The organism is Salinirubellus litoreus, assembly GCF_037335815.1.
Taxonomy (GTDB): Archaea; Halobacteriota; Halobacteria; order Halobacteriales; family Haloarculaceae; genus Salinirubellus; species Salinirubellus litoreus.
The window spans coordinates 1333159-1345923 of sequence record NZ_CP147841.1 but is presented as its reverse complement, the minus strand read 5'-3'; the positions used below and the strand labels follow the sequence as shown (position 1 = coordinate 1345923).

Here is a 12765-nt window from a genome sequence, read left to right as displayed (position 1 = left end):
GGGTGGACGTGATCAGCCTCTCTCGACGGGGACGGTACGTCGACTCGTACCGCCTACTTTATCAGGAGGGAGCCTGAAGGTCGGTTCACTATGTCGCCATCCGACATGGAGGATAGAGGAAGTCGCCGCAAGGCGGCTGGCCGCGAAATTCGACGGCACTACTGATTCTTCAACGGCGTTGTTCGGTAACCACCCCGACACGGTACCGCTCGGTGAAACCGACGTAAGCTTCCTCGATACGACGCTCCGCGACGGCGAGCAGGCGCCGGGCGTCTCGCTCTCGCCCGACGAGAAGGCGGACATCGCCCGGAAACTCGACACGGCGCGCGTCGAGTACATCGAGGCGGGCAGCGCCTGCACCGGCCCGGGCGAGCGCGAGACGATCGAGCGGGTCACGTCGCTCGACCTCGACGCGACGGTCACCTCGTTCGCCCGGGGGGTGAAGGGCGACGTCGACCTCGCGCTCGACTGCGGCGTCGACGGCGTCACCATCGTCGTCCCCGGGAGCGACCGGCACATCGAGACGAAGGTGGGGACGACCCGCGACGCGGTGGTGCACGACACCGCCGAACTCGTCGAGTACGCCGCCGGCCACGGGCTCTGGGTCGAGGTGATCGGCGAGGACGGCTCGCGCGCCGATCTGGACTTCCTCGAACGGCTCGGGCGGGCGTCGTTCGACGCCGGCGCGGACCGGGTGTGTTACGCCGACACGGTCGGGCACGCCACGCCGGATCACACGCTCGCCGCGGTCTCGCGGCTCGCGGACCTCGGACCGACGAGCGTCCACACCCACGACGACCTCGGACTGGCGGTGACGAACGCGCTCGTGGGGGTCGCGGCGGGCGCGGACCTCGTCCACGGGACGGTCAACGGCGTGGGCGAGCGCGCCGGCAACGTCGCCATCGAGGAGGTGGCGGTCGCGCTCGATCACGGCTACGGCGTCGAGACGCTCGACCTTACGAAGGTGTACGATCTGGCCCAGGCCGTGGCGAAAGCCACCGGCGTGAGTCTCGCGCCGAACAAGGCCGTCGTGGGCGAGAACGCCTTCACCCACGAGTCGGGTATCCACACGGATGGAACGCTCAAGGACGACCGGATGTACGAGCCCTACCCGCCCGAGAAGGTGGGCCGCGAGCGCCGGCTCGTCCTCGGCAAGCACGCCGGTCGCGCGGGGGTCGAGGCGGCCCTCTCCGAACACGGCGTCGACGTCGACGACGACGAGCTCTCGGCGGTCGTCGAACGGGTGAAGGAACTGGGCGACCGCGGCAAGCGGGTCACCGACGCCGACCTCCTCACCATCGCCGAGGAGGTCCAGGGCCGCGAGCGCGAGCGGACGGTCGAACTGCTCGACCTCACCGCCGCCTCGGGCGGAGGGACCCCGACCGCGAGCGTCCGGCTCCGCGTCGGCGACGAGGAGCGCACGGCCGCCGGAACGGGTTCGGGGCCGGTCGACGCCGCCGTCACCGCCGTCGAGGCCGCGCTCGGCTCAGCCGGCGGGGCGCAGCTCGACTCCTACCACGTCGACGCCATCACCGGCGGGACCGACGCCGTCGTCACCGTCGAGGTCGAGATGTCCCGTGGAGATCGGACGGTGACGACCACCGCGAGCGACACGGACATCACGAGCGCGAGCGTGCGGGCGATGGTCGACGCGCTCGACCGGCTGCTCGCCCACGAGCCCGAACGGGTGCTGGCCGACGACTGAGAGCCGTTTCCGGGACGGCCCCACGGTCGTGCGGGGGGCGGTGTCGTCCCCGAACCCCGAAGGGGTATCCCGCTCCGTCGCGCTTCGCGTCGATGGACCTGCGAAAGCGGGGGGTTAACCGTCCGGGGGGCGGAGGTATCGTACAGGGTTTTCATTCAATGAGCGAACACAACTGGCCGCTGGCGGAGCAACCGTGAATCCGAACCGCATCGACTTCCTCATCGACCTCGCGTACGGCGTACTGCTGTTCTTCGCGATCGTCCTCATCGTCTACGTCGGGACCGGGATCGGGATCGCCTTCGGGCTCGGTGCGCTCGTCTCCTACATCATCCACGTCGGCTGGAAGATGGCCCGGTTCGACCCCCAGTGGATGACCGAGGAGGTCGCGGAGAACATCGAGGAGACGATCACCGAGGAGGTAACCGAGAGCGTCGGCGAGAAGGTCACAGAGGAGGTCACCGAAGAAGTGACCGAGAGCGTCGGCGAGAAGGTCACCCAAGAGGTCACCGAGAACGTCGAGGAGCAGGTCGCACAGGAGGTGACCGAGAGCGTCGAGGCGACCCTATCGGAGGACATCGACTCGATCATCGACCGGCTCGAGGAGGTCAACGAACGCATCGATCGGCGTCCGCGCGCGGAGGAGATCGAGGAGCGGGTCGGGGATACCGCGAAGGCGGGTGAGGACGACGACCCCGACGAGGGGACGAGAGCGAACGGTGGTCGATGAGGCGACTCCGTTCGATGCGTCGGACGCGGGCCACGAGTCCACCGCAGCAGACGCGACCCCTCCACCTGACTCGTCCGGACGCCATCCCTACGGGAGCGACCGCCGGGGGTGAGTCCGGACGGTGGTAGAGCTACTCCTCCTCGTCGGGATCGGTGTCGCGCTGTTCGTCGGGTTCAACATCGGCGGGTCGACGACGGGACCGGCGTTCGGGCCGGCCGTCGGAGCGGGCGCCATCTCGAAACTCCTCGCCGGTGGGTTGATGGCGGTGTTCTTCTTCATCGGCGCGTGGACCATCGGCCGGCGGGTGGTGGACACGCTCGGCCGGGAGCTCGTGACCGACCCCGGGGTGTTCACGATCGAGACGAGCATCGTCGTCCTGTTCTTCATCGGCGGGGCGCTGTTCGTCGGTAACTACGCCGGCGTTCCCGCCTCGACGTCGATGACCGCCGTCGGAGCGATCGCCGGGCTGGGCATCGCGACGGGCGCGCTCGACTGGACGGTGATGGGCGAGATCGCCGTCTGGTGGATCGTCGCCCCGCTCGTCGGGTTCTGGGTGTCGGTGATGATCGGGCGCTACCTCTACCCGACGATCAACCGCTGGATCGCGATCACGAGCAGCGAGGGCGCGCTCGTCGAACTCGACCGATCGGGACCGATCCCGATCCCGAGGAGGGGACCGAACACCACTCGACGGGAGTTCATCGGGACGGTGGTGCTCGTGAGTATCGGCTGTCTGATGGGCTTCTCCTCGGGCACCTCCAACATCGCCAACGCGATCGCGCCGCTGTACGGCGCCGGTGCGCTGGAGCTGAACCCGCTGATCCTGCTCGGCGGGGCGGCCGTCGCGGTCGGCGCGCTCACTATCGCCCGTCGTACGCTCGACACGCTCGGCAACGACCTCACGGACCTCCCGCTGACGGCGGCCATCGTCGTGGCCGTCGTCGCCTCCGGGATCGTGATCGGGCTCTCGGCCATCGGTATCCCCGCCTCGTTCGTCATCATCGCGACGATGTGCATCGTCGGGCTCGGCTGGGGCCGGGCGACCCGGACCGTCACCGTCACGGAGAGCGTCCGGGGGGAGGCGAAGCCGAACGTCTCGGTGGGGGCGCTGGCCGCCGAGGCCCCCGGCGAGGAGGCACCGGGGATCGGCGAGGAGGACCCCGAGGACATCCCGGCGGCCGCCGACCTGTTCGACCCCGCGACGACCGGTCGGGTGATCCTGATGCAGAACCTCGTCCCGGTCCTCGCGACGGCCGGGGCGTACGCGACCTTCTGGGTGCTCTTCCGGTTCCTGTGGTGAGCGTCGCCACACAGCCGGGATCGGATCCGCGGCACGGAGTCTTTATTCGCGCCATCGCCGTATTCCGCGTATGATATCACGCGTCCTCGTCCCGATGGACGACTCGGAGATGGCCGAACGCGCGCTCGAGTACGCCCTCGACGCCCACCCCGAGGCGAAGATCACGGTCCTGACGGTGGTCGGCGAGCCGTCGGGGATGTTCGGGGAGGCGACCGCCATCGCCCTCGCCGACGACCCCGAGGCGTCGGCCGAGGAGCACGCGGGGCCGGTGTTCGAGCGCGCCCGCGAGATCGCCGCCGAGCACGGCCGGGAGATAGACACCAGTGTCACGACCGGCCACCCTGGGCGGGCGATCCTCAACCGAGTCGGGGAGTTCGATACCGTGGTGATCGGGAGTCACGGCGGGACGCTGGCCGACCGGCTGTTCGTCGGCAACGTCGCCGAGAAGGTGTTCCGCCGCTCTCCCGTTCCCGTGACCGTCGTCCGGTAGCGCGGATCGGCGAGGTCGGTCAGACGTGCCCGCCGGCGCCGCGTTCGAGGTCTCCCGGACGTGGAGGGACGTTCGAACTCCGCGAGGCGCGTGCGGCCGTCTCGGGGACCGTCCTCGTCACACCGCACGGACCGTCGCGTTTATTCGCCGCCCGCTGGAACACTCGCCGATGCGACGGCTCCACGCCCGGTACCCGTTCCTCGGGGCTTCCCGCGAGGCGGTCCAGGCCGCCGAGGTCGACCTGGCCGACCTGATCCGCGAGCGCGGGCCGCCGGTCGAGCGCGGGGTCGAACGGGTCGAGCGGGCGTTGCTCGCCGGAACGGTCGCCCCCGAGTCCCGCTGGAGCACCCGCGCCGAACTCCTCTCCTACCCGGTCGCCCGGGTGCTCGTCTCGCTGCTGTCGACCCCCGGCGTGGTCGAGAAGTACGCGGCCGCGGAGGCGACGCTCGCCCACCGGCGGTTCACGGAGGACTTCGACGCCGACGCACAGCTCCGCTCGACCGACCGCGAGCGGCTGTCCCTCGACGGGATGCTCGCGGACTTCGACCTCTCCTCGGGCGTGCGACCGATCGGCGACGGCGGGTTCCGGATCGGCGTCACCGACTACCTCCGCTTCGCGACGGGCCTCGAGGACGACCGCTGGCGGCTCGTCTCGCGTGAGCTCCACGATGGCACCCTCCCCGTCTCGCGGACCGAGCTCTACACGCTGTTGCGCGAGGCGGTCCGTCGACGGGTCGCCGAGGGGCTCCCGCTGTCGGTCCCCGAGGGGATCGCCGAGGCGCTCTCGCCCGAGGTCGGGACGCTCCGCGAGGCCATCGCCGACGTCGACGCCGACCTCGCGAACGCCCCCGACGCCGTCGTCCCCGAGCTGTTCCCGCCCTGCGTGGAGGCGCTGCTCGACCGCAGGGAGGAGGGCGAGGAGCTACCCCCGAACGCTCGGTTCGCGCTCGTCGCCTTCCTCGCCGGTCTCGACCTCGACGCCGAGGGGCTCGTCGAGTTCTACGACCCCGAGGATCCCGAGACGGCCGAGTCGTTGCGCTACCAGTTCGAGCGTCTCTCCGACGAGCGCGGGCCCGCGTTCCCGATCCCCTCGTGTGCGACGATGGTCGAACGGGGGCTCTGCGTGAACCCCGACGAGATCTGCGAGGGGATCGCCCACCCGGTCGCCTACTACGCGACCCGCCTGGACCGTGCCGACCGGCCGGCGGTCGAGGACTGAGCTCCGAACTCCCGGCCCCGCACACGGTGGCTCCTCCCGAACGGCCGTCACGTGAGCCCGCCGCCGACCCGCTCAAGGGGGCCGGGGGAGTAGGGTGGACATGGACGAGGACTCGGCCCGGAAGTCGGCCACGGCGGCTTCGTTCGGCGCGAGCGCCGACGGGTATCTCGGTAGCCGAACCCACAGCGAGGGGGTGGACCTGGATCGGCTCGCCGCCTGGTGTGAGGGCGCGACGCGGGCGCTCGACGTCGCGACGGGGGCCGGACACACGGCGGGGGCGCTCGCCGAAGCCGGGGTAGGGGAGGTGATCGCGCTGGACGCCTCCCCCTCGATGGTCGCGCTGAGCGTCGAGTCGTTCCCCGGGGTCGAGGGGGTCGGCGGCGACGCCGAACGGCTCCCGTTCGCCGCCGACACGTTCGACGCCGTGACGTGCCGGATCGCCGCACACCACTTCCCCGATCCCGAAGCGTTCCTCGCCGAGGTCGCCCGGGTCGTCCGCCCGGGGGGGATCTTCGCCCTGGAGGACAACGTCGCCCCCGAGGACGAGGGGCTCGCCTCGTTCCTCAACCGCCTGGAGGGGGTGCGCGACCCGACGCACGTCCGGTCCTACACGACCTCGACGTGGCACGGGTGGCTGGAGGCGGCCGGCTTCGCCGTCCGGGAGACGGACCACCTCGTGAAGCGGCTGGAGGCCGAACCGTGGATCGCCCGGGTGAGTTCGCTCGACGCGGCGGACCGGGAGCGGGTCCGACAGTTCCTGGAGGACGCTCCGGAGGAGGCGGGCGAGTTCTTCGAGTTCAGGTACGAGAACGGGGACGTCCACTCGTTCGGGAGTCTCAAGGCCCTGATTCACGCCGAGCGGAGCCGGTGAGAGCGGTGGATTCGTCGACCGGATAGCCGATCGTCAGCGTGTAGGCCGCGGCCCCGCACCGCCACCGTCCCGACGTCCGCAGAGCCGTGAGCCGGGCGGCGGACGCGGCTACCCCTTCCGCCGGGCGAGGAAGAACCCGACCCCAGTCATGAGGAGGACGAACCCGGCGATGGCCGCGAGCAGCGCGACGCCACCCTGGCTCGACAGCCCCCGCCCCCCGTAAGTGACGCCGATACCGACGATGATCGCCACGAAGACGACGACGGCACCGACGGAGACCGCGATTTCGAGCACAGTCTCCCGCTCCATCTCCATGACCGGCCGTTTCCGGGGACGTGGCAAAAGGGCTTCGAACCCCCGTTCACGCCGGCGTTCCGTCGGTTCGGAGGGTCGGAACGGTCGAGCGGACGAACCACTCATTATCCTCCAGCACCTACGTTTCTACTGGAGCCACGCTGGTTCCGGAACCGAACTATGACGCACCTGAAGAACACAATCGCGTCGAACGAGCCCGGACTCTCCATCCGAAACGATGGGGGCGCAGAACGGACTCCCAAGGAGCCCCTCGCGCCCGACTTCGGGGCGATGGACGATCGCTCGGTCCGCGCGTGGACCGAGGCGATGTCCGTCGCCCCCCTCGGGGATGGACGCTACAGCGTCGAGGGCCAGTCGGACGAGACGTACGTCGTCGACCTTCCCGAGAGCGGCTGCACCTGCCCGGACCACACGATCCGCGGCGAGCGGTGCAAGCACCTCCGTCGGGTCGTCATCGAGGTGAACCGCGGACGGGTCGCCCCGCCCGGCAGGGTCCGCGGAATCTGTGAGGCCTGCGGACGGGAGGCGTTCCTCCCCGAGGGCGGCCCGCCGCTCTGCGATACCTGTCGGCTCGATCCCGGCGACTTCGCGACCGATCGCGAGACCGGGGACACGGTCGTCGTCGCCCGCGTGACCGGCGTGCGGGCCGACGAGGTGACCGTCGGGTCGCGAGGACGGACGGTCGCCGACTACCCCACGAACGAGGGCTACCCGAGCGACGACCTCGTCGTCGAGGTGGTCTACCCGTTCTCGCGCTCCGGGGTGTCGTTCGCCGACCTGCCGCGGTACTCCTTCCCGTTCTCGCGGCTCGCCCGGCGGGAGGAGTCACTCGTCGGTCCGTTCGACCGATACTGACCGCGCGGGTGACTCCTCGCGCCGAGCGGGATCGCGCCCGGGCGAAGTGGAGCGTTCGCGCGGATCGACACCCGAGAGGAGCCGACCGACACGGTCGACGGCCGGTTTAGCCCGTGAATAACCAAACCGTACAGCCCCGATCTACGTCGTAGAACCCCGGCGCAATGGCCACATCCCGAACCACCAACGCGAGGGAGGAACGCAGAGTGGACGACGACTCGATCCTCTTCAGACACGACTGGGCCGACGGAACCGAACTCGGGCCGTCGATAACGGACGCCGTGGCGCGTCTCACCGACACGCCTCCGGAGCGGGTCGGAAGCGACCTGCGAGGGAGCGTCGACCCCGACGGGCTCGAACGCGTCTTCCACCCATCGGCCGACGGAGCCACCAGGGAGGGCGGGCGGCTCGTCGTCCCCGTCGAGTCCTGTGTAGTCACCGTCGAGAGCGACGGGTGGGTCTCGGTCGTGCACCGACCGGAGGACGGGTGACCGCGGCCCCCTCGTGGGACTCGACGGGAGCACCACAGCCGCACCCCGCTGGTCCCGGGTGACGGTCGGAGAGCGCGCCCGACCGGCGCACGTCGGCCCGTGATCGGTTACCCCCGGCCGCCGACCCGCGTGTACCCGTTCGTCGGCGTCGCCGCCGCCCACCTCGTCACACCGCCGTCCGGAGGAGGCTGACTCGGCGTCACCCTCACTCCATCTCGGCCAGTCCCTCGTCGACCGACAGCTCCCCCGCCGCGACCCGTTCGAGCACCTCCCTCGTCGTCGAGCCCCCCCGTGGGCCCGAGGCCGGATCGACCTGATCGAGCGTGACCTTTCGCGACTGACCCGTCAACTCCGCGAGATCCGTCCCCTCCGCGAGCGCGGTCTCCTTCTTCACCCGGTAGTTCCCGCCATCGGTGACGTGGAGGTCGCCGGGGTGGAAGAAGTACCAGTCCTCGCGGTCGAAGCGCACGCCGACGCGGGGTTTCGCGCCGAAGTTCCGCGCGAAGTAGACCAGCGCCTCGACCTCCTCGCCGTCGAGGTAGACGGGGCGTCCGCTCGAGGACTTCGCCTCGATGGCGTAGAACGTCTCCCCGTCCCCCGCGAGCACGTCCGGGAGCTCCCGTTCGGTGGCGCTCCCCGAAGAGGGCGCGCGCATCACCGCGAACCCGTGCTCGTCGAGCAGGTTGACGAGCTCGCGCTCGCGGCGGTCCCCCTTCGAGTTCGAGTTCGCCATCACCCGGTTTCGGTCGTCGGGGGGCTTAAGTCGGACGCCACGCGGACGCGGTTGCGGTCCGGAGTCCCGACGACCGGGAGTGGATGCCCTCATGTGATCCCCGGTCGTACGGTCGCCCGTGACCGTCCGTCGCGAACGCGCCACGCTCGCGGGCGTGGTGTTCGCCGTCCTGTTCGCCCAGGTCCTGCTCTACCCCGGCGTCCCCCAGCTGGTGGCCGCGCTCGGCCTGCCCGACGCGCTCGGGGCGGGGACACCGTTCCTCGCCGCGGAGTTCGTCGGCGTCGTCCTCGCGGTGACGCTCTGGGGGGCGATATCGGACGCGACCGGCCGCCGCGTGCCGTTCATCGTCGTCGGGGCCGTCGGCGGGAGCCTCGCGTACCTCCTGCTGGCGTGGCTGGTGAGCGTCGAGCCGCCGTTCCTCGCGGTTCTGGCCGTTCGCTTCGCACAGGGCGCGCTCACCGGGGGAGCGTTCTCCATCGCGGTGACGATGCTCCTCGATCTGCCGGGCGGTCGGGGCCGGAACACCGGCGCGGCGGGCATCGCCATCGGCCTCGGGACGGCGCTGGGCGCGCCCATCGGCGGGCGGCTCTACGCCGTCGACGTCCGCGCCCCGCTGTTCGCCACCGCCGCGCTGTTCCTGCTCGCCGCCGCGGTCGCCCTCCGGATACCCGACCGCGCTCCCGACGATCGGCTCCTCGGGGCGCGGGCGGCACTCGCCGGGCTCCGCCGTCGGCCCTCGCTGGGCGTCCCCTACGCGTTCGGCCTCGTCGACCGCTCGACGGCGGGGTTCTTCGCGCTCGTCGGCACCGTCTACTTCCAGACCCGCTTCGGCCTCGACGCCGCCGCGACCGGCCTGCTCCTGGGCGCGTTCTTCGCCCCCTTCGCCCTCCTCCAGTACCCCTTCGGCGTCCTCTCCGACCGTATCGGCCGCACCGCCCCGGTCGCGGTGGGGTCGCTCGCGTTCGGCCTCGCCGTCCTCGGGGTGGGTCTCGCCCCCAGCGTGGCCGTCGCCGCCGGCACGATGCTCGTCGTGGGGGCGACCGGGGCGCTCTGTGCGCCCGCGACGCTCGCGCTCGTCGGCGACATCGCCGACGAGACCGATCGGGGCACGGCGGTCGCCGGGTTCAACCTCGTCGGTTCGGTGGGGTTCCTGGTGGGGATCGTCGCGGGCGGTACCCTCGCCGACCGCTTCGGGTTCCTCGTCGCCTTCCTCGTCGTCGGTGGGGCGGAGATGCTGCTCGCGATCGGGCTGCTTCCTGCCCTGCTGAACCTCGAGACCGACAGTCGGGCGGCGTTCGGGAGCGGGGAGGATTAGTGCACCGAGGGCAACCGGCGATGACCGAAGGGTGCAGGGGCGTTCGTCGGAGCCCGGACGACGTTCCGAGCGGCGTCCCGGTCGACGGGTGCCCGGAGCGTGCACGGTCGATCACACCGCGAGCGCGGGCCCACGGGGTAATGTGACACGCTCTCGTTCCTGATTCCGCAGTACCATGACGCTCGACGCGATAGACAGCTACGAACGGGGACGGGTCGGGCGGCTCGGCACCCACGCGGTGGTGCTCGGAGCGAGCATGGCAGGGCTCCTGGCGGCCCGGGTCCTCGCTGACGGCTACGACAGGGTCACCGTGATCGAGCGCGACCGACTCCCCGAGGAGCCCGTGGCCCGCCGGGGCGTCCCACAGGGACGCCACCTCCACGCCCTCCTCGAGGCCGGGCGGGCCACGCTGGAGGACCTCTTCCCGGGATACTGCGAGGAGTTACTCTCGGTGGGTGCCGTGCCTCTTGATTTCGTCTCGGATGCCGTCATCTATGATAGAGGGGGGGTCCTCGCTGAGGGCCACGAGCCGCTGGAGACGCTCTTCGCGACGCGCCCGCTCATCGAAGGGACCGTCCGCGAGCGCGTCGCAGCCCTCGATGGCGTGAGGATACGCGCGGGTCACCAGTTCGTCGACTACCGGATGAACGACGAGCGGTCGGCCGTCGGCGGGGTCGAGGTCCGAGACGACGACGCGGACTACCGCGAGTATCGCGCGGACCTCGTGGTCGATGCGACCGGACGTGCGAGCAAGACCCCGGGGTGGCTGGACCGCAACGGCTACCCGACGCCGCCGGTAGACGAGGTCGGGATCGACCTGGCGTACAGCACGGCCCTCATCGAGCGACCTGTCGGGGACAACCGGGTGTTCTTCGTGACACCCGATCCGCCACGCACCAGGGGAGTGGGCGTCTTCCCGGCCGAACACGGGCAGTGGCTCGTCTCCGCGTTCGGCATGCACGGCGATCACCCGCCGACCGACCCCGACGGGTTCCGAGACTTCGTGGCGAATCTGCCCGGACTCGACATCGCCGGGCTTCTCGAATCCCAGCGGTGGCTGTCCGAGGAGGTCGCCCACTACCCACTCCCGTCGAACCGGCGGCTCCGGTACGAGACCCTCGACCGGTTCCCCGATGGCCTGGTCGTCATCGGCGACGCGGTTGCGAGCTTCAACCCGATCTACGGACAGGGGATGTCGGTCGCCGCCCTCGAGGCGCTGCAGCTCCATCACACCCTCGCGGAGGGCGGGACGGAAGCCATCGGCCCCCGGTTCTTCGATCGCATCGAGACCCCGGTCGACGTACCGTGGAACACGGCTGTCGGCGGCGATTTCGCCTTCGCGGAGACGACCGGACCCAAGCCGCGGGGGACGGACGTCCTCAACTGGTACGTCGGGCGGTTGACGCGCAAAGCGCACACCGACGGCAGGTTGCGCGACGCCTTCTTCCGCGTGTTCACCCTGGAACGAGGGCCGGAATCGCTGTTCCGACCCGGTGTGCTGTGGCGGGTGCTCAGACCCACGGTACTCGACCCCGGCCGACACACCAGTGAGCCGGATCAGGCGATACCGCTCGTCGACGACACCGATTCGGGGTCCCCCTGATCCGTACCCCGGCGACGGACGGCCGTCCGTTGGGAGACAGTGTAGACGAGCCGACTCGTCCGGGTCCATCCGACGAGTGCGCCGCTCCATCTCGCACGCCGGTTCCGTCAGGTAGCGATGTTTCGGCGGTACGTGGAGCGGAGCGTCCCACTCGACGGTCGACGCCTCAGGCGAACGCCTCGGCGTCGAGGCGCTCGGAGTCCGCTCGGTAGCTCGCGACGAGGTCCTCGGCCCACTCGAGCACCCGCGGGTGGTCGCTCTCGAGGAACGCCCCCGGCGATCCGTCCTCCGTACTGGTGTTGACGACGAGCACCGTCCCGTCGATGACGAACAGGTTACAGGAGATGTATCCCTCGTAGTCGTAGACGACGGCGCCGGACTCGACGGACTCGCGCCACCGTTCCCGCCGCTCGGGGTTCTCGACGAGGTACTCGGTGAGGCCTCCGGCGAGGACGAACTCCGAGGTGACGTCGACGTCGCGGATGCGTTCGTGGAGCACCTCCGCGACGCTGTGTTCGGGGGGGGCGAGATACGTGAGCGTCCGGACGTCGTCGGCACCCCCGATGCGGTCGACCAGCTCGCGGGCGAACGACATCGGGGCGTTCGGATCCGGTCGGTGGACGGTGGCGTCCCGGAACGCGTCGAGGCCGACGTCGTGGACCGACGCCGGGAGCCACGCCGCCGCCCCGCCGAGCGACCGGATCGTCGCCATCGCGTCGACGACCGGCATGAACGCGGCGGCGACGTGTTCGCCCGTCCCCGTCGCCCCGTATCGGCCGTCGGCCCTCCGTTCCGCCCAGCCCCGCTCGGCGAGTTCGTTGAGGATGCGACCCAGCGTCGTCCGCGAGACCCCCGTCGCGTCCATCAGCTCCCGGCGGGTCAGGGGTTCGTCGGTGAGCGTCTCCAGGATGCGGACCCGGTTGGTCGACCGGGAGAGGTACGCGACGTCCTCGAGCGCCGCCTCGGGGAACGGCCGGGCGTCGCGAGCCATACGGGAGCTAGCCGTGTTATCCGTTATCAATGTTCGTACCGTGGTCGCGAGCCCACGCCGTGGCCGTCCGCCCAGCGGGTAAGGGGATGGCGCCGGGGCCCCACCGTCGAACCGCATCCGCGCGGACCGCTGCGAGCGTCCCCGCCCGGA

13 protein-coding genes are annotated in these 12765 nt (G+C 70.7%); 10 read left to right on the top strand and 3 right to left on the bottom strand.

What is annotated here, in order from left to right; genetic code table 11:
- Positions 1–178: 178 nt before the first annotated feature.
- The 6 genes from WDJ58_RS06570 (at position 179) to WDJ58_RS06545 (ending at position 6312) form a co-directional block, all read left to right on the top strand.
- Positions 179–1705, top strand: a complete 1527-nt coding sequence (locus WDJ58_RS06570; protein WP_338916849.1) for a (R)-citramalate synthase — start codon at positions 179–181, stop codon at positions 1703–1705.
- Between the two features lie 193 nt (positions 1706–1898).
- Complete coding sequence (locus WDJ58_RS06565) at positions 1899–2432, top strand: hypothetical protein (RefSeq protein WP_338916848.1); 534 nt, start codon at positions 1899–1901, stop codon at positions 2430–2432.
- A gap of 121 nt (positions 2433–2553) precedes the next feature.
- On the top strand, positions 2554–3732 hold the full coding sequence (locus tag WDJ58_RS06560) for an inorganic phosphate transporter (protein ID WP_338916847.1): 1179 nt from the start codon (positions 2554–2556) through the stop codon (positions 3730–3732).
- Between the two features lie 70 nt (positions 3733–3802).
- Entirely contained in the window at positions 3803–4222 is a 420-nt protein-coding gene (locus WDJ58_RS06555; RefSeq protein WP_338916846.1) for a universal stress protein, read from the top strand.
- 169 nt (positions 4223–4391) lie between these two features.
- Entirely contained in the window at positions 4392–5441 is a 1050-nt protein-coding gene (locus WDJ58_RS06550; protein WP_338916845.1) for a DNA primase large subunit PriL, read from the top strand.
- Between the two features lie 100 nt (positions 5442–5541).
- On the top strand, positions 5542–6312 hold the full coding sequence (locus WDJ58_RS06545) for a class I SAM-dependent methyltransferase (protein WP_338916844.1): 771 nt from the start codon (positions 5542–5544) through the stop codon (positions 6310–6312).
- A gap of 108 nt (positions 6313–6420) precedes the next feature.
- On the opposite strand, the gene WDJ58_RS06540 is transcribed toward WDJ58_RS06545, so the two are convergent.
- Positions 6421–6627 (bottom strand): DUF7472 family protein, encoded by a 207-nt coding sequence (locus WDJ58_RS06540; protein ID WP_338916843.1) that lies wholly within the window; start codon positions 6625–6627, stop codon positions 6421–6423.
- Positions 6628–6786: 159 nt separating this feature from the next.
- Here WDJ58_RS06540 and WDJ58_RS06535 point away from each other — a divergent pair, with 159 nt between their 5' ends.
- Both WDJ58_RS06535 and WDJ58_RS06530 read left to right on the top strand, forming a co-directional pair.
- Positions 6787–7482 (top strand): SWIM zinc finger family protein, encoded by a 696-nt coding sequence (locus tag WDJ58_RS06535; protein WP_338916842.1) that lies wholly within the window; start codon positions 6787–6789, stop codon positions 7480–7482.
- A gap of 206 nt (positions 7483–7688) precedes the next feature.
- Positions 7689–7973: a HalOD1 output domain-containing protein gene (locus WDJ58_RS06530; protein WP_338916841.1), complete on the top strand. Its 285-nt coding sequence runs from the start codon at positions 7689–7691 to the stop codon at positions 7971–7973.
- A gap of 205 nt (positions 7974–8178) precedes the next feature.
- Here WDJ58_RS06530 and hjc read toward each other — a convergent pair whose 3' ends face one another.
- A complete protein-coding gene (gene hjc / locus WDJ58_RS06525) occupies positions 8179–8706 on the bottom strand; it encodes a Holliday junction resolvase Hjc (protein WP_338916840.1) in 528 nt (175 codons plus the stop codon).
- 118 nt (positions 8707–8824) lie between these two features.
- On the opposite strand from hjc, the gene WDJ58_RS06520 reads away from it, so the two are divergent.
- Both WDJ58_RS06520 and WDJ58_RS06515 read left to right on the top strand, forming a co-directional pair.
- A complete protein-coding gene (locus WDJ58_RS06520; protein ID WP_338916839.1) occupies positions 8825–10021 on the top strand; it encodes an MFS transporter in 1197 nt (398 codons plus the stop codon).
- Positions 10022–10196: 175 nt separating this feature from the next.
- Positions 10197–11624 carry an FAD-dependent oxidoreductase gene (locus WDJ58_RS06515; protein ID WP_338916838.1) on the top strand — a complete coding sequence of 476 codons (1428 nt, stop codon included), beginning with the start codon at positions 10197–10199 and terminating at the stop codon, positions 11622–11624.
- Positions 11625–11790: 166 nt separating this feature from the next.
- Here WDJ58_RS06515 and WDJ58_RS06510 read toward each other — a convergent pair whose 3' ends face one another.
- Entirely contained in the window at positions 11791–12615 is an 825-nt protein-coding gene (locus WDJ58_RS06510; protein ID WP_338916837.1) for a helix-turn-helix transcriptional regulator, read from the bottom strand.
- Positions 12616–12765: the final 150 nt, after the last annotated feature.